This window comes from Mesorhizobium kowhaii (assembly GCF_042431665.1).
GTDB classification, from domain to species: domain Bacteria; phylum Pseudomonadota; class Alphaproteobacteria; order Rhizobiales; family Rhizobiaceae; genus Mesorhizobium; species Mesorhizobium kowhaii.
Map to the genome: position 1 here is coordinate 710,951 of NZ_JBHLYT010000053.1, position 21,677 is coordinate 732,627.

Annotated in this window: 15 protein-coding genes; 8 read left to right on the plus strand and 7 right to left on the minus strand. The window is 63.6% G+C overall.

Annotation, left to right across the window (positions count from 1 at the left end):
- Nucleotides 1-5 precede the first annotated feature (5 nt).
- From ACFFNA_RS30680 to ACFFNA_RS30710, 7 genes are read left to right on the plus strand one after another with little or no spacing between them, the layout of a single operon-like run.
- On the plus strand, nucleotides 6-4,616 hold the full coding sequence (locus ACFFNA_RS30680) for a non-ribosomal peptide synthetase (RefSeq protein WP_378923574.1): 4,611 nt from the start codon (nucleotides 6-8) through the stop codon (nucleotides 4,614-4,616).
- Nucleotides 4,613-7,855: a non-ribosomal peptide synthetase gene (locus ACFFNA_RS30685; RefSeq protein WP_378923575.1), complete on the plus strand. Its 3,243-nt coding sequence runs from the start codon at nucleotides 4,613-4,615 to the stop codon at nucleotides 7,853-7,855. The genes ACFFNA_RS30680 and ACFFNA_RS30685 overlap by 4 nt, the downstream gene beginning before the upstream one ends.
- Nucleotides 7,852-11,202 (plus strand): non-ribosomal peptide synthetase, encoded by a 3,351-nt coding sequence (locus ACFFNA_RS30690; RefSeq protein ID WP_378923576.1) that lies wholly within the window; start codon nucleotides 7,852-7,854, stop codon nucleotides 11,200-11,202. The genes ACFFNA_RS30685 and ACFFNA_RS30690 overlap by 4 nt, the downstream gene beginning before the upstream one ends.
- Nucleotides 11,193-12,095 carry a hypothetical protein gene (locus tag ACFFNA_RS30695; protein ID WP_378923577.1) on the plus strand — a complete coding sequence of 301 codons (903 nt, stop codon included), beginning with the start codon at nucleotides 11,193-11,195 and terminating at the stop codon, nucleotides 12,093-12,095. Before ACFFNA_RS30690 ends, ACFFNA_RS30695 begins: the two co-directional genes overlap by 10 nt.
- Nucleotides 12,095-12,442: a hypothetical protein gene (locus ACFFNA_RS30700; protein WP_378923578.1), complete on the plus strand. Its 348-nt coding sequence runs from the start codon at nucleotides 12,095-12,097 to the stop codon at nucleotides 12,440-12,442. The genes ACFFNA_RS30695 and ACFFNA_RS30700 overlap by 1 nt, the downstream gene beginning before the upstream one ends.
- Nucleotides 12,439-12,861: a hypothetical protein gene (locus ACFFNA_RS30705; protein ID WP_378923579.1), complete on the plus strand. Its 423-nt coding sequence runs from the start codon at nucleotides 12,439-12,441 to the stop codon at nucleotides 12,859-12,861. The genes ACFFNA_RS30700 and ACFFNA_RS30705 overlap by 4 nt, the downstream gene beginning before the upstream one ends.
- Nucleotides 12,854-13,549: a 4'-phosphopantetheinyl transferase family protein gene (locus ACFFNA_RS30710; protein WP_378923580.1), complete on the plus strand. Its 696-nt coding sequence runs from the start codon at nucleotides 12,854-12,856 to the stop codon at nucleotides 13,547-13,549. Before ACFFNA_RS30705 ends, ACFFNA_RS30710 begins: the two co-directional genes overlap by 8 nt.
- Before the next feature lie 460 nt (nucleotides 13,550-14,009).
- Here the strand turns inward: ACFFNA_RS30710 and ACFFNA_RS30715 are convergent, their stop codons facing one another.
- Together ACFFNA_RS30715 and ACFFNA_RS30720 are read right to left on the minus strand one after the other, a co-directional pair.
- Entirely contained in the window at nucleotides 14,010-15,005 is a 996-nt protein-coding gene (locus tag ACFFNA_RS30715) for an aldo/keto reductase (protein ID WP_378923581.1), read from the minus strand.
- Nucleotides 15,006-15,009: 4 nt separating this feature from the next.
- Nucleotides 15,010-15,165: a YjiS-like domain-containing protein gene (locus ACFFNA_RS30720; protein WP_111548064.1), complete on the minus strand. Its 156-nt coding sequence runs from the start codon at nucleotides 15,163-15,165 to the stop codon at nucleotides 15,010-15,012.
- A gap of 233 nt (nucleotides 15,166-15,398) precedes the next feature.
- On the opposite strand from ACFFNA_RS30720, the gene ACFFNA_RS30725 reads away from it, so the two are divergent.
- Nucleotides 15,399-16,268, plus strand: a complete 870-nt coding sequence (locus ACFFNA_RS30725) for a LysR family transcriptional regulator (protein WP_111547992.1) — start codon at nucleotides 15,399-15,401, stop codon at nucleotides 16,266-16,268.
- A gap of 689 nt (nucleotides 16,269-16,957) precedes the next feature.
- Here ACFFNA_RS30725 and ACFFNA_RS30730 read toward each other — a convergent pair.
- The 5 genes from ACFFNA_RS30730 to ACFFNA_RS30750 all read right to left on the minus strand — a co-directional run bounded on the left by ACFFNA_RS30730 (nucleotide 16,958) and on the right by ACFFNA_RS30750 (nucleotide 21,521).
- Complete coding sequence (locus ACFFNA_RS30730; protein ID WP_378923582.1) at nucleotides 16,958-18,280, minus strand: NAD(P)/FAD-dependent oxidoreductase; 1,323 nt, start codon at nucleotides 18,278-18,280, stop codon at nucleotides 16,958-16,960.
- 58 nt (nucleotides 18,281-18,338) lie between these two features.
- A complete protein-coding gene (locus tag ACFFNA_RS30735; RefSeq protein ID WP_378923583.1) occupies nucleotides 18,339-19,016 on the minus strand; it encodes an amino acid ABC transporter permease in 678 nt (225 codons plus the stop codon).
- Nucleotides 19,013-19,690: an amino acid ABC transporter permease gene (locus ACFFNA_RS30740; protein WP_378923584.1), complete on the minus strand. Its 678-nt coding sequence runs from the start codon at nucleotides 19,688-19,690 to the stop codon at nucleotides 19,013-19,015. Before ACFFNA_RS30740 ends, ACFFNA_RS30735 begins: the two co-directional genes overlap by 4 nt.
- Nucleotides 19,687-20,526 carry an amino acid ABC transporter ATP-binding protein gene (locus ACFFNA_RS30745; protein ID WP_378923585.1) on the minus strand — a complete coding sequence of 280 codons (840 nt, stop codon included), beginning with the start codon at nucleotides 20,524-20,526 and terminating at the stop codon, nucleotides 19,687-19,689. Before ACFFNA_RS30745 ends, ACFFNA_RS30740 begins: the two co-directional genes overlap by 4 nt.
- A gap of 116 nt (nucleotides 20,527-20,642) precedes the next feature.
- Nucleotides 20,643-21,521 carry a substrate-binding periplasmic protein gene (locus ACFFNA_RS30750; RefSeq protein WP_167458753.1) on the minus strand — a complete coding sequence of 293 codons (879 nt, stop codon included), beginning with the start codon at nucleotides 21,519-21,521 and terminating at the stop codon, nucleotides 20,643-20,645.
- Nucleotides 21,522-21,677 lie beyond the last annotated feature (156 nt).

Genomic DNA, 21,677 nt, shown 5'->3' on the forward strand with positions numbered 1-21,677 from the left:
GGCATATGACGGCAATCCCCATATCCGGCAACATGAGTGCCGAACGTCGTTCGCTGCTCGGCAAGTTGCTTGGCTCGGCCGGGCTGCAGCCCCCCGCGTCAGATGATCCGCCGCTGTCGCCCCGCGATCACCCTGGCCCGGCAGCGCTTTCCTGGGCTCAGCAGCGCCTGTGGTTCATGCAGCGCCTCGCGCCGGCAAGCCCTTTCTACAATGTGCCTCTGAACTTACCCCTGCGCGGGCCTCTGAACGTGGCGGCGCTCAAGCGCGCCCTTGATCACGTGGTTTCACGCCATGCCGCCCTGCGCACTGTCTTCACTGACACTGCAGGCGAGCCGATGCAGCAGGTGCTGCCACCCGGCCCGGTGTCGATGCCGCTGCTCGACCTTACGCATCTTGAGCCGAAGGAGCGCGAGGAGGCAGCGCGCCGCGAAGCCGGCGAACAGGCGCGGCTGACGTTTGATCTGCGGCATGGGCCCATGGTGCACGCACGTTTGCTGCGGCTATCGATGCACGAACACTGGCTCCTGCTGACCCTGCATCACATCGTCTGTGACGGCTGGTCCATGCAGATCCTGCTGCGCGAACTGGCTGCCGCCTATGGGGCCTTCGTCGCCAACCGGCCCTCCCCGCTCCAACCCCTGACGATCCAGTATGCCGATTTCGCCGAATGGCAGCGCCAGTATTTCAGCGGCGAGCGGCTGGAGACGGAACTGTCCTATTGGCGTCGGCAGCTCGCCGATCTGCCGCTATTGGCGCTGGTGCCGGACCGACCGCGTCCGGATGAGCCGAGCTTCGAAGGTGATTTCGAGGAGTTGAGCATCGGGGCCGCTGTGCTCGTTTTGTTGAAACGGGTGGCGAGCGAAGAAGGTGCCACCCTGTTCATGGTGCTGTTGGCAGGTCTTGCCGCGTTGCTGCAGCGCTACACCGGCGACGAGGACATCGCGATCGGCGCCCCGATCGCCAATCGTACGCGGCCCGAGGTCGAGGCGCTGATCGGTTTTTTCGTCAATACACTGGTGTTTCGTATCGACGCCAGCGGCAGGCCGACCTTCCGCGAACTGGTGCGCCGCGTGCGGCAGACCGCGCTCGATGCCTACACGCACCAGGACATGCCCTTCGAGAAGTTGGTCGAAGCGCTCCAGCCCGAGCGCCAGCCTAACCGCAATCCGTTGTTTCAAATCGGGCTGGTGCTGCAGAACGCGTGGAACATCGATAGCGGCAGTGCCTTGCCGGCTCAGGATTCGGTGGTGTCAATCGAACGCGGAACCTCCATTTTCGATATCGCGTTCCACCTGCATGAGCATGCCGGCGGGGTTTCCGGAGGCATGGAATACAGCACCGCGCTATTCGATCCCGAGACGGCCGCGCGCATGGTCAGGCATTTCTGCATCTTGCTAAACTCGGCGGCGGCAGACCCCGACCAGCCGATCGATACGATCGCGATGCTCGACCGGGACGAGCGGCGCCGGTTCTGGCACGCGTCCGAGGGCAAAGCGGTCGCCTTCGACGAGACGCCGCTCTGCCAGCAATTCGAGCGCTTCGCAGCGACGGCACCTGACCGTATCGCACTTGCCGGCCCTGCGGGCACCATCACATATGGGGCGCTTGATCAGCAGGCTGAAAAACTCGCCGCCGGACTTGAGGAGGCCGGCGTTCGGCCGGGCGAACCGGTACTGCTGCTGCTCGACCGTTCCCCGGCGGCCGTGGTCGCGATACTCGCCGCGCTGAAGACAGGCGCGGCGTTCGTACCTCTCGATATCGATCTCCCGATCGAGCGCCTGCGCTATATTGCCGAGGATACCGGGGCGCGCCACGTCCTCACCGAGCCCGCGGCTTGGGGCCGCGTCGAGGATGCGCTGTCGTTGCTCGAATGCCGGCCACTTTTCGTCAGCGCGATGGCGCACGACGGCACCACGGCACCACGTGCAACGGACCGCGCATCAGGTGAAGTGGCCTACATCATCTACACTTCAGGCTCGACGGGCCAGCCGAAGGGCGTGATCATCGGGCAGCCTGGACTGGCCAATGTTCTCGCGGCCCAACGACGACTGCTCGATACGACGGCGGAAAGCCGCGTGCTGCAGTTCGCCTCGCTCAGCTTCGATGCCGCCGTGTTCGAACTCGGCCTCGCGCTCGGCGTCGGCGCCACACTGGTGATCCCGGGACCTGAGCAACGCATGCCCGGTGCCGGGCTCGCTCGGCTGATCGACGAGGCGTGCGTCACCCACGCGGTGTTGCCGCCTTCCGCGTTGTTCGCGCTCGATGCCTCGGGGTTGCGAACTCTCACCACGCTGATGGTGGCAGGCGAGGCCTGCCCGGCCTCGATAGTGGCACACTGGGCACCCGGCAGGCGCTTCTTCAACCTGTACGGTCCCACGGAAACGACCATCTGGGCGACCTGGGAGCGATGCGAGGATTTTTCGCGCGCGCCGACCATCGGCGTGCCGATCGACAATATGCGCGCCTGGGTCCTCGATGCGCACGGAGAGCCGGTGCCGATCGGCGTCCCAGGTGAGCTCTGTCTGGCAGGGATCGGACTTGCGCGGGAATATCTTGGCAGGCCGCAACTGACGGCCGAGCGGTTTGTCGAGCTGCCGCTGGGCAATGGCCCTATCGAAAGAATCTATCGCACTGGCGACCGCGTGCGATTGCTTGCCGACGGGCGTATCGACTTCATCGGCCGCATCGATCGCCAGATCAAGCTTCGCGGTCACCGCATCGAGCTCGGCGAAGTCGAGGCGGCATTGCAATCGCATCCCGAGATCGCCGAGGCGGCGGTCGCGGTGCGCGAGGTCGGCGTTGGAGATGCACGTCTCGTCGCATACGTGGTGCAGCGCGACGACCCACGCGCGCCTAACGCCGCACAGTTCGAGAGCGCAGCTTCGAGCGAGCAGGTGGAACACTGGCATCGCATCTACGATGAAACCTACGGGACGATCGCGGACGCTACGGATCCGGCATTTGTAATCGATGGCTGGAACAGCAGCTACACGGGCCTGCCGCTAGACGAGCAGACGATGCGAGAGTGGCTTGCAAGCACGGTCGAACGATTGAATTCGCTCGCATCAGAGCAAACCCTCGAAATTGGGTGCGGCACGGGGTTGCTGGCTTTTCGCCTGGCACCCAAGGCCCGGCGTTATGTGGCAACCGATATCTCGCAAGGAGCGCTTGACCATATGGACAAGCATGCGTCCGGCGCCGGGATCAATGGTTTCGAGTTCCGTCGATGCGCGGCGCACGAGGTCGCGGCCCAATCGATGGGCGCAGTGGACCTGGTGATCCTCAATTCGGTCGTGCAGTACTTCCCGAGCGAACGCTACCTGATCGACGTGATAGGCGCCGCGTTGTCGACGCTGGGTGCCCGCGGTACCGTATTCATCGGCGATGTGCGGAGCCTGGCGCTGCTGGAGTGTTTCGCAACCTCCGTGGAGTTGTACCGGGCAGAGTCCGACCTGCCCCTGGCCACCTTGCAGGAACGTGTGGCGCGCCGCCTGGGGCTGGAACAAGAGCTGGCGGTCGATTCCGAATTTTTCCTCGCGCTGGCAGCGGATTTCCCCGGTATCCGGGCGGTTGAGATTCTTGCCAAACCGGGCCGCGCCGATAATGAGCTGACGCTTTTCCGATATGACGTCATGCTCCATGTGGGCTGGTCGCCGGAGGTCGTGAAGGCGGCGGGCACCTGTGACTGGGCGAGCGTGGGCAGCGCCGAGGCGCTGCTGCGGACGTTGCGGGCACTTGACGGAAAAACCCTACTGGTTGCCGACATTCCGGGCCGGACCGTCGAGGCGGAGCTGCACGCCGCCGCACAGGTCATGAGCAGCGATGGATCGCGCCGTGTCGGCGACCTGCGCTCGAACGCAGGACAGGTGACCGTGCAGGGGCTTGACGCAGACCAGTTGCTCGCTTGCGCAGCCGAAACCGGCTACAAGGTCGAGCTTCATGTCGCGGGACGCCACGCGACCGGTCACATCGACGCCGTGTTCAGTCCGCTCGCAATGAACCGGGCGGGCCGCGGGCCAATCCCGCGGCGCACTCTTGGAGGCGACGCCGGGCACCGGCGGCGCTGGACCAACAACCCGCTGCAATCCGCCTTTGCGCGCAAGATGGTGCCGCGGGTCCGCGCCTTCCTTGCCCAGCGTTTGCCGGCCTACATGATCCCCGCGCGCTTCCTGCTGCTGGATGCGCTGCCCACGACCGTGAGCGGCAAGGTCGACCGCCACCGCCTACCGAAGATAGACGGTATGCGGCCTGAACTCGGAGCTGAGTACGTTGCCCCATCGACAGTTGCCGAACTGCGGCTCGCCGCCATCTGGGGCGCCATATTGCGGCTCGAGCAGGTGGGCATCAACGACAATTTCTTTGAGCTCGGCGGCGACTCCATCCTCGGCATCCAGGTCGTCAGCCGTGCGCGTGAAGCGGGGCTGTTGATCGAGCCGAACGACATCTTCGTCCACAAGACACTGGCCCTGCTCGCTCGCGCCGCGAAGCCTACCGAATCCGTTGAAGAGGACGTTGGTGAAGAAGAAGATGTCGGGGGGTTCGCCCGACATATCAAGGCGGAGGACCTGGTCATGTTGATGTCACGCCTCAACCGTGGGCAGGGAGACCAAGATTGAACACGAACAGCGTTGACATTGAAGACTTCTGGCCACTGGCGCCGCTCCAGACGGCGATGCTGGTCGCCAGTCTGCGCGCGCCAGAAAGCGGCGTCTTCGTACAGCAGGAGGTGATGTCGCTGCCAGAGCCCGTCGATGCGCGCGCGTTCCAGACGGCGTGGCATGAACTGGTTCGGCGCACGCCTGCACTGCGCACATCCTTCCATTGGCAAGACCTTGAGCAGCCGGTCCAAGTTGTTCACCGTCACGTCGGGCTGGCTTTTGAAGAACTCGACTGGCGGCATCTCGACGCGGCCGCCTTCGAAGCTCAGCTGGCACGGTACCTGGGGGACAGCCGCCGGGCGGGCTTCGCGCTCGATCGTCCGCCTTTGATACGGTTGGCGCTGATCCGCGGCCGCGCCGGCCAAGTGAGATTTGTCTGGCAGTTCCATCACATCCTGCTCGACGGATGGAGTGCGCAACTGCTGGCAGCGGAGATGATCGAACATTATCGCGCGCTGGTCCGTAACGCGCCTTACCGGCCTCCGGTGCGACGCTCGTTACGCCACTACATCGACTGGCTGGCCACGCGCGACCTCGAAGCAGCACGCGAATATTGGGCCAATGTGCTTCGTGGCTACGACGAGCCGCTCGAGATTGGCCTGCCGCGGCCATCTGGCCGAGCGGCTCTCGCAGAAGCCGACACTGAGGTCAGCGGTAACCTTGATGCAGAGGAATCGGAGCGGCTCAGGGCATTCGCACGCCAGCACGGCCTGACGTTGAACACCGTGCTGCAAGGTGCGTGGGCTTTGCTGCTCGGCCACTATACGGACCGCGACGATGTGGTTTTCGGTGCCGTCGTTTCCGGGCGACCGCCTGAAGTTCCCGGCATCGAGCAGATGATCGGCCTCTTCATCAACGCTGTCCCGGTGCGGGTGCGCGTAGATCCGCAGGCAGCTTTGGTGCCATGGCTCAAGGATTTGCAGAGCGCACAGGCACGCGGCTCGGCTTTCCACCACCTCGACAGCGCCGAACTGCAACGCTGCAGCGAGATCTCCCCTGACCGACCTCTGTTCGACACGCTGGTGGTGTTCGAGAATTTCCCGCAGGCGGCGGCGAAGCTCGAATCCGCGACCGGCGGCCTCGACTTGGCGCGTGCCAACGTGCCGCTCAGTTTGCTCGCGGTCCCGGGCGATCGGCTGCACCTCAAACTGCGGTTCGATCGCAGCCGCTTCCATGGCGATGACATGGGAGCTCTTGTCGAACATTTGCTGAACCTGTTGCGGGGCATGTACGGCGCGCCCTTTGCAACTTTGGCAACCTTTTCGCCGCTCTCCGATGCTGAACGCCGGCGGCTGATCGAAGACCCAAACACCGGCGATGCCGATGCGTGCGTGGATCTGGATCCGCTCGAATTGTTGCGGGGTCTGGCGCGCGACAAAGGCGCAGCTCCGGCCTTCATTGTTGACGATCGTATGCTCGACTTCGACACCTTGGAGCGCGCGTCGTCGCGGCTCGCACGACGGTTGCACGACATTGGTGTGGATCGCGGCGTGCCGGTCGCCGTGTCTGCACCCCGCTCGTTGGAGCAAGTGGTGGCCTTCTACGCCGTGCTTAAGGCGCACGGCGTCTATCTGCCGCTCGATCCGGCCTATCCCAGGCACCGCCTGGAGCAAATGCTGGCGGACGCCAAGCCGGCCGTGCTGCTGGCAACCGGCCCAACTCCGCCAGACGGACCGGCGACCGTGATCGACATCGGCGACGTCCTCGCCCCCGGCAGCGGCAGCGGCGATGCGGCAAACGACGACCCGGTCTGCTGGCGGAACGACGACCCCGCCTACATCGTCTTCACGTCTGGCTCGACGGGCCGGCCGAAGGGCGTGCTGGTTCAATGGGGTCAGGTGTCGAACCGGCTCACATGGATGTGGCAGGCCTACCCCTTCGGCGCGAATGAAATGGCCTGTCAGCGCACCGCAATCAACTTTGTCGATTCGCTGTGGGAGCTGTTGGGCGCCGCGCTGCAAGGTGTGCCGACCCTGATCGTTTCGGAGCGGATCGGAACGGATGCCTCCGCGTTGATCCGCCAGCTGGCATCGCGCGGCGTCACACGGCTGTGGCTGGTGCCGTCGCTGCTAAAGATGATGCTCGAAGCGCAACCGGACCTCGGGCGGCACTTGCCGCACCTGCTGTTCTGGGTCTGCAGCGGCGAGCCGCTCCACGCAGACCTCTACCAGCATTTCCGCCGACACCATCCGGAGGCCACACTCTACAATCTTTACGGGACTTCGGAGGTCTGGGATGCCACCTGGTTCGATCCCGACCAAGAACCCCCTGTGCTGGGTGTCGTCCCGATCGGCCGACCGATCGCTGGCGTGCGTGCATATGTGCTCGACAGCAAGCTGCGCCCCGTTCCGCTTGAGATGGCAGGTGAGTTGTGCATCGGCGGCGTAGGTGTCGCGCTTGGATATCTCGGGCCTGCCGAACTGACACGCGAGCGCTTTGTCACCGACCCTTTTGCAGGCAGCAAAGCGGCGCGAATGTACCACACCGGCGACCTGGCCCGTGTGCAGCGCGACGGCTTGATTGTCTGCCTCGGCCGACGCGACCAGCAGATCAAGTTGCGTGGTTTCCGGATCGAACCGGCCGAAATCGAGGCACTGCTTCGCCAAGCCCCCGAAGTCCGCGATGCCATGGTCGTGCTGCGGGAGGGCCGCCTCGTTGCCTACGTCGCCGCGCCTGCATCCAGCTTCGATGCGCGGCGATTGTTGGCCGGGTTGCGGGAACGGCTTCCGCAGGCGTTCCTGCCGACGGTCATCGCACGTTTCGATGCGCTACCGCTGACGCCCAACGGCAAGCGCGACAGACTGGTGCTGCCGCCGCCCGAAGAAGTGTCGGATGCTGGCGATTCGAATCCGGTGCTGCCATTTGAAAAAGAAGTCCAGGCGTGTTTCGAGCAGGTGTTGCAACTGCATTTGGTGGCGCTTGACGGAGACTTCTTCCTCGATCTCGGCGGACATTCGCTGGCGGCTTTGCGTGTCAGTTCACGACTGTCACGCCAACTCGGAATCGATGTGCCGGCGGGTGCCGTGTTTGACCACCCGTCAGTCCGCCAGCTTGCCCGTTGGATCGCGGAGTGCCAGGCCGCGACATCGGAGGCCAGCGACGACGAGCTGTTGGCGCTGTTGACGTCAATGCCAGCGGCCGAGCGCGAGGCGCTGCTCGCCTCACAAGAACCAGCGGAATCGAGAGGGGCGCCTTGAACAGTCTGCAAAACCGCATTACCGCGATGACATCCGAGCAGAAGCGCTCGCTGCGCGAGCGCCTCATTCAAGTTCGGCCGGCGCAGGAAATCCCTGTCCAGCCGCGCGACGGACGCGACTTCCCGCTTTCACATTCACAAGACCGCCTGTGGTTCCTCGACCAACTCGTTCCGGGCAATCCCTTCTACAATATCTCGATTGCGCAGAGGCTGCCGTTTGTCCCCGTGCGGCGCTACCTGGAAAAGGCACTCTCGGCGGTGGTCGCCCGTCATGAGGCGTTGCGCACCGTGTTCCCGCTCGTCCGAGGACAGCCGGTGCAGCGCATTCTGCCTGCGACAGCCGTGCGATGCGAGATCGATGACCTCAGCTACGAGTCGGATCCGGAGGCGCGCGCCGCGCAGATAGCCTCGGCTGCCAGCCAGCAGCCCTTCGACCTTGCCGAAGGGCCGCTTCTACATTGTCGGCTGTTGCAGCTCTCTGCCGGTGAATCGCTGCTGCTGCTCGTAATCCATCACATCGTCGCCGACGGATGGTCGCTGGAGAAATTGCTGGCCGAAATCGGCCAGGTCTATTCCGAGCTGTTAGCCGGCAGGCATCCGTCGCTGCCGCCATTACCGGTGCAATATGCCGACTTTGCCGTCTGGCAACGCGAGGCAATGCCTGGTGAAAGGATGGCTCAGCACCGCAAATACTGGGTGCAGCGGCTCGAGGGCATGCAGCAACTCGAGCTGCCCACGGACCATCCTCGTCCCGCCCGGCCAAGTTATCGTGGGGCGCGCGCACCGATCACCATCGACGCAGCCACAACTGCAGCCGCGGAAGCGCTGGCGCGCCGCCTGCGCACCACACGCTTCACCGTGCTGTTTGCCGCTTTTGCAGCACTGCTGCACCGGCTCGCGGGACAGGACGAGGTGACCATCGGCACTCCAATGGCAGCGCGTCCATATGCCGAGCTCGAAGACGTAGTCGGCTTTTTTGCAAACACCGTGGTTTTGCGGCTGGATTTCAGCGGCAGCTGCAGCTTCGACGAAGCGGTGGAACGTACGCATGCCCGGCTGCGTGAAGCGCAGAACCATCAGGACCTGCCTTTCTCCATGGTGGTGGCAGCCCTGGCGCCCGAACAGGATCTGTCGCGCAACCCGCTGTTTCAGGTTTCGTTCCAGGTGCTCTCTTCCAGCCAGGTGCGTAAGGCGACCTCGGATGCCGCGCCAGCGTTCAGCTTCGCGCGTGGCACTTCGGCCTTTGACCTTACCCTGCAGCTTGCCGAAACGGCATCCTGCCTGGTCGGCGAACTGGAGTACGCTACCGATCTTTTTCAGCAGTCGAGCGCCGAACGACTGGTGGAGCGCTTCTTGCGACTACTTTCCGCAGCGCTGGCCGACCCCGAAGCGTCGGTGGCGGATCTGCCGTTGATGGATGCCGCCGAACTGCATCAGTTGGAAGCTTGGTCGCGAGGCCCTGCGATGCCGTCGGCCGAAACCGACCTATGCGGGCTGTTCGAAGCACAAGCGCGTCTTAGCCCGGACGCAGTCGCCTGCCAGGCACCCGACGGACGCCTCAACTATGCGGAACTCGACAGCGGCGCCAACAGTCTCGCTCATCAGCTCATCGCACGCGGCGTGAGGCCCGGCGATTGCGTGGGGGTGGCGATCGAGCCATGCACGTATCTGCCGATGGCACTGCTCGCCGTGCTCAAGGCCGGCGCTGCCTATGTGCCTCTGGGGCCTGAATTGCCAGTCCAGCGCGCCCGCGACATGCTCTTTGACGCAGGGGCGACGGTGCTTCTTGTTTCCAAAGGTACGGGATCCGACTTGCGGACCGGGTTCACCTCGATCGTGGTGGAGAGCGAACCACTGCAACTCGGCGTACCGCCACCGAAGGTGCGTGCCGACGCTGAGAGCCCGGCTTACATACTGTTCACTTCCGGTTCCACCGGACGGCCCAAGGGCGTCTCGGTGCCGCATCGTGCATTGCTCAACTACCTCCGCTGGTGCATGAGCGTCTATCCGGTGGACGATGGCGAAGGGGCACCGCTGTGCACTTCGATCAGTGCCGACATGTCGATCACCACGCTTTTCGTGCCGCTTCTGTGTGGCAAGACCGTGTTTTTGCTGCCTGCCGGGGGCGGCCTCGAAGCGCTTGAGGAAGCGCTTCACTCGGGCCGGCGCTACGGCTTTGTCAAATTGACCCCAAGCCACCTCGAAGGCTTGCGCCAGCTTGCCGGAGGGCGGGCGCCCGCCTGTGCAACTGGCTGTTTCATCGTTGGGGGCGAAGCCTTGCACGGCGAGACGCTCGAGCCTTGGCGCGCGCACATGCCGGGATTGCTGATCGTCAATGAGTACGGGCCGACAGAAACCACGGTTGGCTGCTGCGCGCATTTTTTGCGCGCCGGCGACATTCGACCTGGCCCGGTGCCGATTGGCCGTCCAATTGCCCTCACGCGGTTGAATGTGTGTAACGCGTCCGGTGCGCCGGTCCCGGTCGGGGTGGTTGGCGAACTGCGAATTGGCGGTGCCGGCGTTGCGCTGGGTTATGTCGGCCAAGCCGGTCTCACCGCGGAGCGTTTCGTACGCGGACCGGACGGAGCGCCGGTCTACCGTTCGGGGGACCGAGCACGGTACCGCCGCGATGGCACGCTCGAATACCTCGGCCGCGCCGACAATCAGATCAAGTTGCGTGGCCACCGTGTCGAGCCAGATGAAGTGGAGGCTGCATTGCGCACACACCCGGCGGTGGCTGAAGCGGCCGTGATGCTGCATCGCGCCGGACCGGGTGATGACCGACTGCGTGCGGCATTGCTGCTTTCGCCGGGGTGCGACCTCGATCAGGCCGACTTGACCGGGACTTTTCGAAACCATCTCCGGGACAAACTGCCGCCGTTCATGATCCCGAGCGTCTTCAGGGTCGTTGAAGAGATCCCGCTCACCGCCAACGGCAAGGCAGACCGCGATCGTATCGCCCGGATGCTTGCCGCCGCCGCCCCGAGGGAGCGGCGGCACGTGACACCGGAAACCGCTCTTGAAACATTGCTCGTCAGGTGTTTCTGCGACGTGTTGAAGGTGCCGGAAGCAGGCGCGACCGACGATTTCTTTGCCGATCTCGGAGGCCACTCGCTCTTGGCTACGCGATTGGTTTCGCAACTGCGAGAATTGTTGCAGATCGAGATTCCGCTGCGTCGAGTATTCGAGGCCCGATGCGCACGCGAGCTTTCGCGCGCGATCGTCCCTGATGGTTCGGCGCGGCAGCGGTTGGAAGCGGCCGCAGCCATCGTGCTGCAGGTGCTTGAAATGAGCGATACCGATGTACGCCAACAGTTGCATCAGCAAGGAGACGGCGCATGCGCGTGATGCTAGATGTATTCTCCGGTCGCCCCAACCCGACATGGCAGGTGCCGCCGTCTTTGGCCCAACACGTCAGGCAACTGATGTCACGCCAGGGCGGGCCGGTTTCTGCTGCCCCGACGCCGGCGCTTGGCTATCGTGGCCTGCTCGTCGGGATTGGTCCGGAAGACGCCGACGCGCCGGCGGCCTTCCATATCGGCGTGCCACCGCTTGCGACGGTGGAGACAAAGGAGGAGGCGGTCTCCGCACGGCGGGCGCGGCTGCCGGATGAGGAGCGCGAGGCCGTTTTGGCACTGTTGGAAAGCGCCCGACCGCTCGTCGCGCGCGCCGTGATCGACGAAGCAGCGCGCTCCGTCGAATTGCGGGGCGACGGCGTGGCACCACGTGCTAACCGTAGCGCTGCGCTACGCGCCAGCGGCGCCGAGGCGCCCACAGCTGCCGAACAGCCAGAGGTCGAGCCGCCCTGTGAGCCGATCCTCGCCGCCTATAGCCCCTGGTTCTGGAACACGCCGTCTGTGCGCCTGCGCAACAATTGCTACAATTATGCCAGCAACTATGTTTCCAACTTCGTTGCACAGCCCGGACGAAGGGTCGGTCGTCAGTATGATGAGTTCAGCTGCGAGGCGGTCGCGCGGGCTGCAATCGCCGATGGATTCAGGGCGAACTGCGACGGCCCGGCGCGGCTGGCGGCGCTGGCTGTTTGGCCGGGACACGATTTCCACTGGTACCGCTCGCATGGCGACTTCTGGGGCCACAAGCTGGGCATCTACAGTGCTCGCAACGTCGACAACCGGGGCCGCGTCATTGCCGGCGCACTGACGCCGGCCACGTGTGACCGCGGCCCCTACACGCAATTTTGCAGCTACCTGTTCGTACCGCCGGGAGTGGAGGTGTTTTAGTGCGCGTGGTGCTGGACCTGTTCTCAGGCAGGCCGAATCCTTCATTCAGGCTTGCACCCAATGAGGTCGCGGAACTGGCCGCCCGGGCGCGGGCGTTGTCAGTTCCAAGCGCTGCGCCAGCCGTGCCTCAGGCGGGCTGGCGCGGGTTCATCGTTCTGGGCGACGGCCCGCCTGGTTTTGAGTCGATCTGGCTGCGCGTCAAAGAGAAGGTGGTCGAGATGCAAGGTGGCGCTTGGCAGGACAGCACCGGTATCGAGGCATTGCTTGACACGTCTGCGCGACGTCATGGCTATGGGGCGTTGCTGGATGAAGCGCGCAAATGGACCAACTCTGGAGCTGTGTTATGAACCCGGAGCAACAATCGCCTTGGCAATGGACCCAGGACGGTCCTCAGCTTGACTTCGCCCGCGCTTTCGCGCGCTTTCGCGGCGTCCTCGAATCTGCCTGGACCTCGCCCGAGGGTGGCGCGGCCGTTGCCGAGACCTTCGCCCGCTGCGCCGAGGCGATGCAGGAGCCGCTCCAGGCCCCGGAGGCGGCGGAACGCATAGCTCAGTCATTTGCCACCTATCATGAGGCGCTGCGTGCAGCGACACTGACGCCGGAAGCGCGGAGGATGGTGCGGGAGGCACTGCACGAATACGTGGCCGACCTCATCAAGGCCTGGGCTGCAGTCCCGCCTGACAATATGGCTGCTGCGGATCTTGCGGCGATCGCGCAAAGCATGAGCTGGATCGCCAGTGTGGCGGTTGACATCGAAAATGCCTGAGCCGCCGGACGTCGGCAAGGTCCACTTGTGGCTGCTCGACGCGCGGCCATGCATTGCGGCAGAAGCCGATGCGCTGAAGCTGCTCGACGATGAGGAACGCGCGCGCGCGGAGCGGCTGCGTTCGCCCCGGGCGCGGGCACAATTCGTGCGCACGCGAGCGGGATTGCGCCGCATCCTGGCGAATTACCTGGCGGTGCCGCCACGGTCGGTCCTCATTGCGTATGGCGCTCACGGCAAGCCTCGGATGGCGTGCGAACGGTTGCGCTTCAATGTTTCGCACGCGGGTGGGGCGGCGCTTCTCGCATTTGCATCTGAATGCGAGGTCGGCGTCGATCTGGAACGCATCGAGACCATCGATGCCGACGAAATCCTGTCGACATGGGCATCGCCACGCGAATATGCCGCCTGGAGAGCCTCCTCCCCCGGCGACCGCCTAGCCGCCCTCTACCGCGGCTGGGTACGCAAGGAGGCCATACTCAAGGCGTGGGGTTGCGGATTTTCCGTGGCACCTCAAGAGCTTGACGTACCGATGAGCGCGACGGCCGGGGAACATATCGTCGTCGGTACGGCCTTGCACCGTCCCAACTGCCGAGTGCTCGATGTGCCGGTAGGCAGTTCCTGGACTGCGGCGCTCGCAGTGGAGGGCGGTGCACCTTGTACGGCCTCGTTCATTGTCCAGTCCCCATAAGACCGACCGAACCCAGCAAGATCGGAGGGATCGCCGGTTGGCCATCTATGTCGTGACTAACTCAGCACACATTGCACACACACCAGCCCTTGGCAGGCATGTGCGAAGCGACTGCTATGGGGGCAAAATACCGTCAGGAAAGTATGGGCACCTCAAACGGCTTTTTCTCTAACAATTTCAAAGTTTAAGCCGCCGAAAATACCGTCAGCGCGCTGATTCATCTGACGGCATGTGACCAACTCTCTCGAGCGCTCCTGAATATACCGTCAGAAGCACCGTCAGATTATTTCGCTGCCTTCTCTGTCGTCAGGAGCCAATCAAAATCCGGTTCTTGAAAATCAATAGCTTGCCTATATCCGAGGTTCAATTGACGATGCGGTGGTCGACAAGACAGAATCCCGGTCCTCAGAGATCGAAGTTGGCCGGCATCATCACCAATGCCAATTTCGGATTCGCCACACTAGGCGGTCTCGGCAATATTCAGCACGGCGTCGATCTCGGCCATCACCGCTGCCGGCAGCGGCCCTTTTTCCAGCGCACCGAGATTGTCCTCGACCTGCTCGGGCCGCGTGAAGCCGGGCACCGGCAAGGCGATCGCCGATTTGGCGAGGATCCAACCGAGCGCGCCCTGTGCCAGCGTGCGCCCGCCCGAGGCGAGCAGGTCGCGGATTGCGGCGAGCCTTGACAGATATTGCGGGTTGGCGGCGCCATCCCTGAAAAACACCATCCATTCGGCATTCCCGCCGCGCACGTCATCGACAGGCAGCTTCATGGCCGGCGTGTATTTGCCGGTGAGCAGCCCCATTGCCAGCGGTAGCCGGCTGAACGAGACGAGGTTCTCGCGCGCCGCAACGGCCATCAGCTCGTTCGCCGGGGTGAACACATTGAAGTCGTTCTCCACGGCGACGAAACCGTCGCGGGCCGCGTAGGCGGCAAGCCGATCGCGGTCATCGGTGCTCCAGCCGAAGCCGCCGATCTTGCCCTCCTGATGCAGCTGGCCGAGCGTATCGAACACCTCGCCGGCGCGCTCGATCGGATACTCGTTGATATGCAGCAGCGCGACGTCGATACAATCGCGCTGCAGGCGCTGCCGCGACTTGTCGATCGATGTCCGGATCGCCGCGGCAGAGGCATCCTCGGGAGCGATCTTGCGCGTTTCGGGGTCGCCGAAATAGCCGACCTTGGTGACGATGACGGCTTCGTCCCTGCCCTTCAACGCCCGCCCGAGGATCAGCTCGGCATTGCCGGCGCCATAGGCGGCAGCCGTGTCGAACACCCGCGCGCCGATGTCATAGGCCATCGCCAGCGCGGCTTGCGACCTGATGTCGTCGACCTCGCCATAGATGGTCGCCGCATCACCCCAGCGCGCGGCGCCACCCGCCGCCCAGGTGCCGATCCCGATGCGTGGTACCGAGCGGCCATCCCAAAGCTCCATCATCTGCATGCCCGCCTTCATTGTTTCAACCTCGCAGGCTGGCGTGGCGGGCACGCTCGCGGATCTCTTCGCGAGAAATGCCGGCATCCGCCAGTGTGCTATCCGGGACATGTCTCAAGCTCGCAAGTGTCTGGCGATAGGCACGCCAACGGGCGAAACGGCGTCGAAGTTCATCCAACATGATCATCTCCTCTGGCGCGCGGAAGGCACGCGCCCGGGTTGGTCGAAAGCGCAAAGCATCTGCACGAAGCGCATGCGCGATCGAACGGATTGCACTGGCTTGCTGGCCAGCCGGGACGCTTGTCACCGTCCCGACAGACCGGATTGTCCAACGCCGCCAAGGCCTGCATACTTGCGCGTGATGCCCGCTTCGCGCTACAGCCACGGTCGCAAGGAGTTTTTCATTTCTGCAAAATGGATATCGGCTGGGACGATCTGCGGTTGTTTCTCGACGTTGCGCGGCTGGGTGGCCTGAGCGCGGCGACGGGAACCACGCGGCTCAGCGCTGCCACCCTTGGACGACGCGTCACCGCGCTCGAAAAGCAGATCGGCGAACCGCTGTTCGTGCGTCAGCAGACCGGCTACCGGCTGACCCCGGTCGGTGAAGAACTGCTGCGGCGCGCCGAAGACGTCGAGGCAGCAATGCAGTCGCTGACCCGGTGGCGCGAGGGAAGCCTGCCTGACCGCATTGTCCGCGTCTCGGCCGGGCCATGGACCTCGGCCTTCGTTTCCGCCCACATCGGCGAGATCTGGACGGTCGATGACGGCATAAGGGTGGAGTTCGTCACCACCACCGACAGGGTCGACATCGGACGCCGTGCCGCCGACATCGGCATCCGCAGCGAGCGCCCAACCGAGCAGTGGCTGGCCGGCCGTCAGAGCGGCAAGGTCGCCCATGCCATCTATTCCGGGCGCCACCTGATCAACGGCATCGCCGCCGGGTTGTTCGTCGGCGTCACCGGCGAAGGGGCAAACATTGCCTCGGCGCGCTGGTTGCAAGCCCATCACGGCGACCGCATCGCCGTGCGCGGCAACAACACCCATTCGGTGCGCGAACTGGTGGCCGCCGGCGCCGGCCTTTCGATCTTTCCGTGCTTCGTCGGTGACAGCGATCCGCGGCTGGTTCGCGTCGCTCAGCCTATCCCCGAACTCGAAACCGACCAATGGATCGTCACCCATCACGAGGAACGTCACTCCCCGCCGGTACGAAAAGTCGCCGACCGGATTGCCGCCTTGATGCGGGAGCACCAGCCGCTGTTTCGCGGCGAAACGCCGATCCGGTAAGCGCGTCGTCAAGCTGACTGTAGTTGGTCGTACCGAGACCTAGGCGGCGACTATTCGACCAGTCACTAACATCCGCGTAATCGGGCGCAGCATCAATTCCAAGTAAAGCCGGTGCAATGCGACTAGCTGATTTCAGGAATGCGCCTGGAGGGCTCACAGGCACGGACTCGCTGCCAGTTCCAGACTGCATCTCTCATTCAGGTGCGCTTAGCCAGCTCGGTGTGGGCGCGATGACCTCAGAGCGAAGCCCGCCGAATTGCACGCCTTTCTACGCCGTTGCCCTATGCCACGTCGATGGCGCTTTACATCCATCGCCCGGGGCGTTTCAGATTGGTCAGGCTGTTTAGAAATGAGCACGAATCCAACGACGAGTGAATGCCGCGTGGTCGCAAACGGAGGCCGAATAGTCCGCCGAATGACTCTATTGCCGTCGCTCCCCTACTCCCACTCGATTGTTTCAACCCATGATAACCGGTTGATTTTTAATGGCAATTAATTTTCGGCTCGCAGTTGGTGCCGGCAGATGTACCGTCAAAAATTTGGGCTTTTGATTTCATTGGTGAATTTCCGCTGTTCGCGGCTTCCGTGGTTTAGCGGACTATCGACAAGGCCGGTCGATTTTGTCCCCGTTGACCCGGGGCAGCTGCATCCTCGGTAGCAGACAAAAATACCGTCACTCTTCCCAGACATCAGATGCCGCCAACCTCGACCTTGGAGCCGTCCAACAGCCGCGACAGACGATATGGGCCAGGATCGACGACGGGTGTGTCGTTGGCGATCAGGTCGGCCGCCAACCGGCCCGACGCTGGTCCGATCCCGAATCCATGACCGCTGAATCCCGCCGCCAAAAAGAACCCCTTCAGCGCGGCGACTGGAGAGATGACGGGCACAGCATCGGGCGTGCAGTCGACATAGGCCCCCCAGCTTTCAGCCATCTCGACATTGGCAAGGCGGGGATATAGGGCTCTGGCTCTGGCCATAATCCGCGAGATCGTGCGCGGGTTGGGGGCCGGATCGAGGACGCGAATGCGCTCGAAAGGTGAGACCTCGTCGAGCCGCCAGCTGGCGAGCGCCTCTGGCCCGTTAAGGAACGAGCGTCCGATGCCGATCTCGATGGACTTCAGGCGCTGCTTGAACATCGGCAGAAAGGAGCGCGCGTAACGCAGGCCTTGCGGCGTGATCTCGAGGGTCGCCTTCCCACTGATCGCGACGGTGTAGCCCCCATCGAGACGCCGGGTGAGCGCGCAATCCGGGGTATAGATCGCTTCCGGCAGCTGCGGCCCCGGTTTCGTTCGCAGAATGCTCTGACGCACGCTTGCCTGCGGGAAAGCAATGCCTTGCTGACGGCAAAATGTGGAAGCCCAAGCGCCACCGGCGCAGAGCACTGCACCGGCCTTGATCAGGCCTCGTTCCGTGACCACCCCCGTCACCTGGCCGTTGCTGACATCGAGCCCGCGGGCTGCGCATTGCTGGATGATTTTCGCACCATGGTCGCGGGCAGCCTTCGCCAACGTGGGCGCGGCAAGCGCCGGTTCGGCCTTGCCGTCGTCGATCGAGTGCACGCCACCCAGCCAGCTTCGACCGGTCCCTGCCGTTGCGGCGGTTGCCTCGGTAGCACTCAGCATCCGTGTATTGACGTCGAACCTCCGGGCGGTCTCGCGCCACCGCTCCCACTCCGCCAGTTGCCGCGGGTCGTTCGTCACATAGGTCAGCCCGCAGCGGCGGAAACCGAGATCGCGGCCGATCTCCTGCTGCAGCTGGTTCCAGAGCTGCAGGGCATAGCCGGCCAGAGGCAGTTCACGCTCATCGCGATTCTGCTGGCGGCACCAGCCCCAGTTCCGGGACGACTGCTCGGCGCCGATATAGCCCTTCTCCACCAGCGCAACCGAGATCCCGCGCTTGGCCAGAAAGTAGGCGGCCGCCGAACCGACGATGCCGCCGCCGATCACGACGACATCCACGGCGGCAGGCAAGACCTCATCACTGGGAATGCGCAGGACTGTGGGAGACATGTAGCCGTTACTCGTCTGTCTGATTGGCAGCCCGTCGGCCGGATCGTGTCTGCATGCGTCAGTTTCCCGACGCCCTGTGTTCCTTCGCCGCCATCCGCTCCAGGCGACGAACCAGGAGCGAAAGTGGGTAGGTCATGATCAGGTACATGGCGCCGACGGTGAGGTAGAGCTCCATCGGCATGTAGTACTCGCTAGTCAGGTCATGGGCCCGCAGCATGAGCTCGGGCGCCGAGATCAGGGAGGCGACCGACGTGTCTTTCAGCAGCGATATGGCGGAGTTGCCCATTGGTGGAAGAATGATCCGCCAGGACTGGGGCAGGATGATGTAGCGCATCGTCTCCCCGCGGGTCATGCCGATGGCCTGCGCGGCTTCGTGCTGCCCGCGGTGGATGGCCTCGATTCCCGCGCGGTAGGTCTCGGCCATGTAGGCGGCATAGTGAAGGCCGAGGGCTATCACCGCGGCTTCGAACGCCGGAAGCACGATCCCGACGAGCGCCAGGCTGAAATAGATCAGAAAGATCTGTGTCAGGGTCGGCGTTGCGCGAACGAACTCGATGTAGACCAAGGCGGGGATCGAGACGACCCGCCGCTCCGATCGTCTGGCGAGCGCCAGGAACAAACCCGCGACAGCACCGAGAATGTAGGCTGCCGCTGCCATCTTCATGGTGTAACCGGCGGCCACGAGGAGCTGAGGCATCCACTCCGTTGCGAGGGTTTCGGCGTCGGCCAGGGTCATTGTGCGTGCGCCCGTGCCATGCGGCGCTCGAGTAGCCGGGTTGCCAAGGACAGCGGCAGGCTCATGCAGAGATAAAGTGCCGCCACCAGCAGGTAAATCTCGGTGGCAAAGAATGTCTCGGATACCAGCCTGCCGGCATTGAACATCATCTCGGGCGCCGCCACCGCCGAGGCCAGCGAGGTATCCTTGAGAAGACCGATCGCGAAATTGGCGAGTGGCGGCAGGACGACGCGGATCGATTGCGGGAGGATGATGTAGCGGAATGCTATCATCCGGGTCATGCCGATGGACAGGGCCGCCTCGGATTGTCCCTTGTGGATTGATTGGATGCCGGCGCGGAATACTTCCGAAAGGTAAGCGCCGCCATTTATGCTGAAGCCGGTGATCGCCGCGGAGATGGGGTCGAGCCGGATACCGATGGTCGCAAGGCCGAAGAAGATGATGAAGAGCACGGTGAGCAGAGGCAGACCGCGGAATATCTCGACGTAGATATGGGCGACGGTGCGCAGCAGCAACGACTGCGATGTCGAGAATGCGCCGAACAGGATGCCCAAGACAACCGACCCGACAAACCCGCCGACCGTCACTATGACAGTTATGACCGCCCCGGTCAGCAGCGCATCCAAGAAATGGGGCAGATGCGTGATCCAGGCCGGCCAGTCCGCCGCCGTCATTGATAAGCCTGCCGGCCTAGCACTGCGCGCAGAAAAGTCTGGGTCCGCAGATGCGAGGGCGTTCGGAAAATCTCCTCCGGCGATCCCTGCTCAACCACCGCACCGTGGTCCATGAAGATCACGCGGTCCGAGATCTCTTCGGAAAACTTCATCTCGTGGGTGACGATGATCATAGTCATGCCTTCCGAAGCGAGCTGCTTCATGACGCTCAACACTTCGCCGACGAGTTCCGGGTCGAGCGCCGAAGTGGCCTCGTCGAAAAGCATGACCTTGGGGCGCATCGCCAGCGCGCGGGCTATCGCGACGCGCTGCTGCTGGCCGCCGGACAGCATTTCCGGGTAGGCGTCCCGCTTGTTCGCGAGCCCAACCTTTTCCAGCAGCGCAAGGGCTGCTGCCTCCGCCTCCGTCGCCGGCATCCTGAGGACTTTCATCGGCCCGATCGTGATGTTCTGCAGCGCGGTCAGATGCGGGAACAGATTGAAGCGCTGGAACACCATCCCCATGCCCGCTCGGAGACGAGCAAGCTCGCGGTCTTCCATGTCGATATAGCGGTCGCCGACGAGCTTCTCGCCAATGAGCTGGCCGTCCACGTAGACATGGCCCCCACTCGGCTTCTCAATTCTGTTGATACAGCGAAGCAGCGTCGTTTTGCCGGAGCCGCTCGGCCCGATGATCGAGACCTTTTCGCCGCGCCGGACGTCAAGGTCGATCCCCTTCAGGACATCGAGGCTGCCATAGCTCTTGCGAAGGCCTCGGATCCGGACGATCGGTTGATCCGCCGCAGCCCCGTCCGTTGCGGCATTGTTGGTTTCTATCGACTGGACTGGGTCGTGCATCAGCGCAATTCCGTCTTCGGCCGCACTGGCGCATATCGAGCTTCTGCGCCGTCCGTCGCCTATCGATGTGGATACGCCGGCGGGCTCACCTGGCCCTCCGGCGCCGGCAACCGAGCTCATGCAAACAGTGAAGAGAAGTCTTTCGGCGTATGCGCCGCTGGTCCGAGGATGTTGCTGCTGTCATCCCGGTCCACCCCAACGCGGGGATTTTTAGCCGGTGCCACGAGATAATCCGGGCTCGTCATGCCGTTCTTGGCAAGGATATCGGCATTGGTCTTTGACGACCAGAGCCACTTGATGCCGGCGTTGAAAGCATCAAGCAGGTCCGGGTTTTCCAGACTCATCCCCATCACGGCGATGCCCTTGTCGGTCAGGAGCGGATAACCTTCGGTCGACCGGAGCGGGACCTGCTTCAGCTTGAGGTCGGGATTTTTCAGCACCATGTAATCGACCTCGGGACCGTCGAGGAACGCGAAGTCAAGCCGACCCGCCTGCACGTCGCGGATCGCCGCGTCGTCGGTGTCATAGAGCTTCACTTCCTTGGCGTCGGGGATCTTCTTGAGATCGGGGACGAAATTGTAACCGACGCTGGTGCCCAGGCTGTAGCCCTTGAAGTCCTCGATGCCGATCGAGTCCTTGAAAGGCATATCCTGCCGCATGGTGGCGAGGTTGCCGGCATAATAGATTGCGTCGGTCAGCAGCATGGCGTCCGCCCGCTTCGGCGTCCATGACATGTTGCCGACCATGATGTCGGCCCGGCCACTCCGGATCGCCTCGATTGTGGCGGACCACTGCATGATCGCCGGCTTCACGCCGAGGCCAAGCTTGTTGGCGATGGCGGCGATCATCTGAGCGTCGCTGCCCATGATCTTCCCGTCCTCATAGCCCGTCATCGGCATGGCACCGCTCATGGCGATGGTAATGACGCCGTCTTCGACCGTCTTGAGCTTGGGGGCAGCCGCCAGGGCGGCCCGGCCGAGCAGAGGCGCGGCCATCATGCCCACTCCCACGATGGCGGTCCGCTGAAGCAGACAGCGCCGAGATAGTTGCGTCCCGATCTTGTGCATTCTAACCCTCGTGTTCATTAAATTATTGTTGTGTTCATTTTATTGCACAAAATGAAGGGGCACGCAACGGCTCGATTCGCAGCG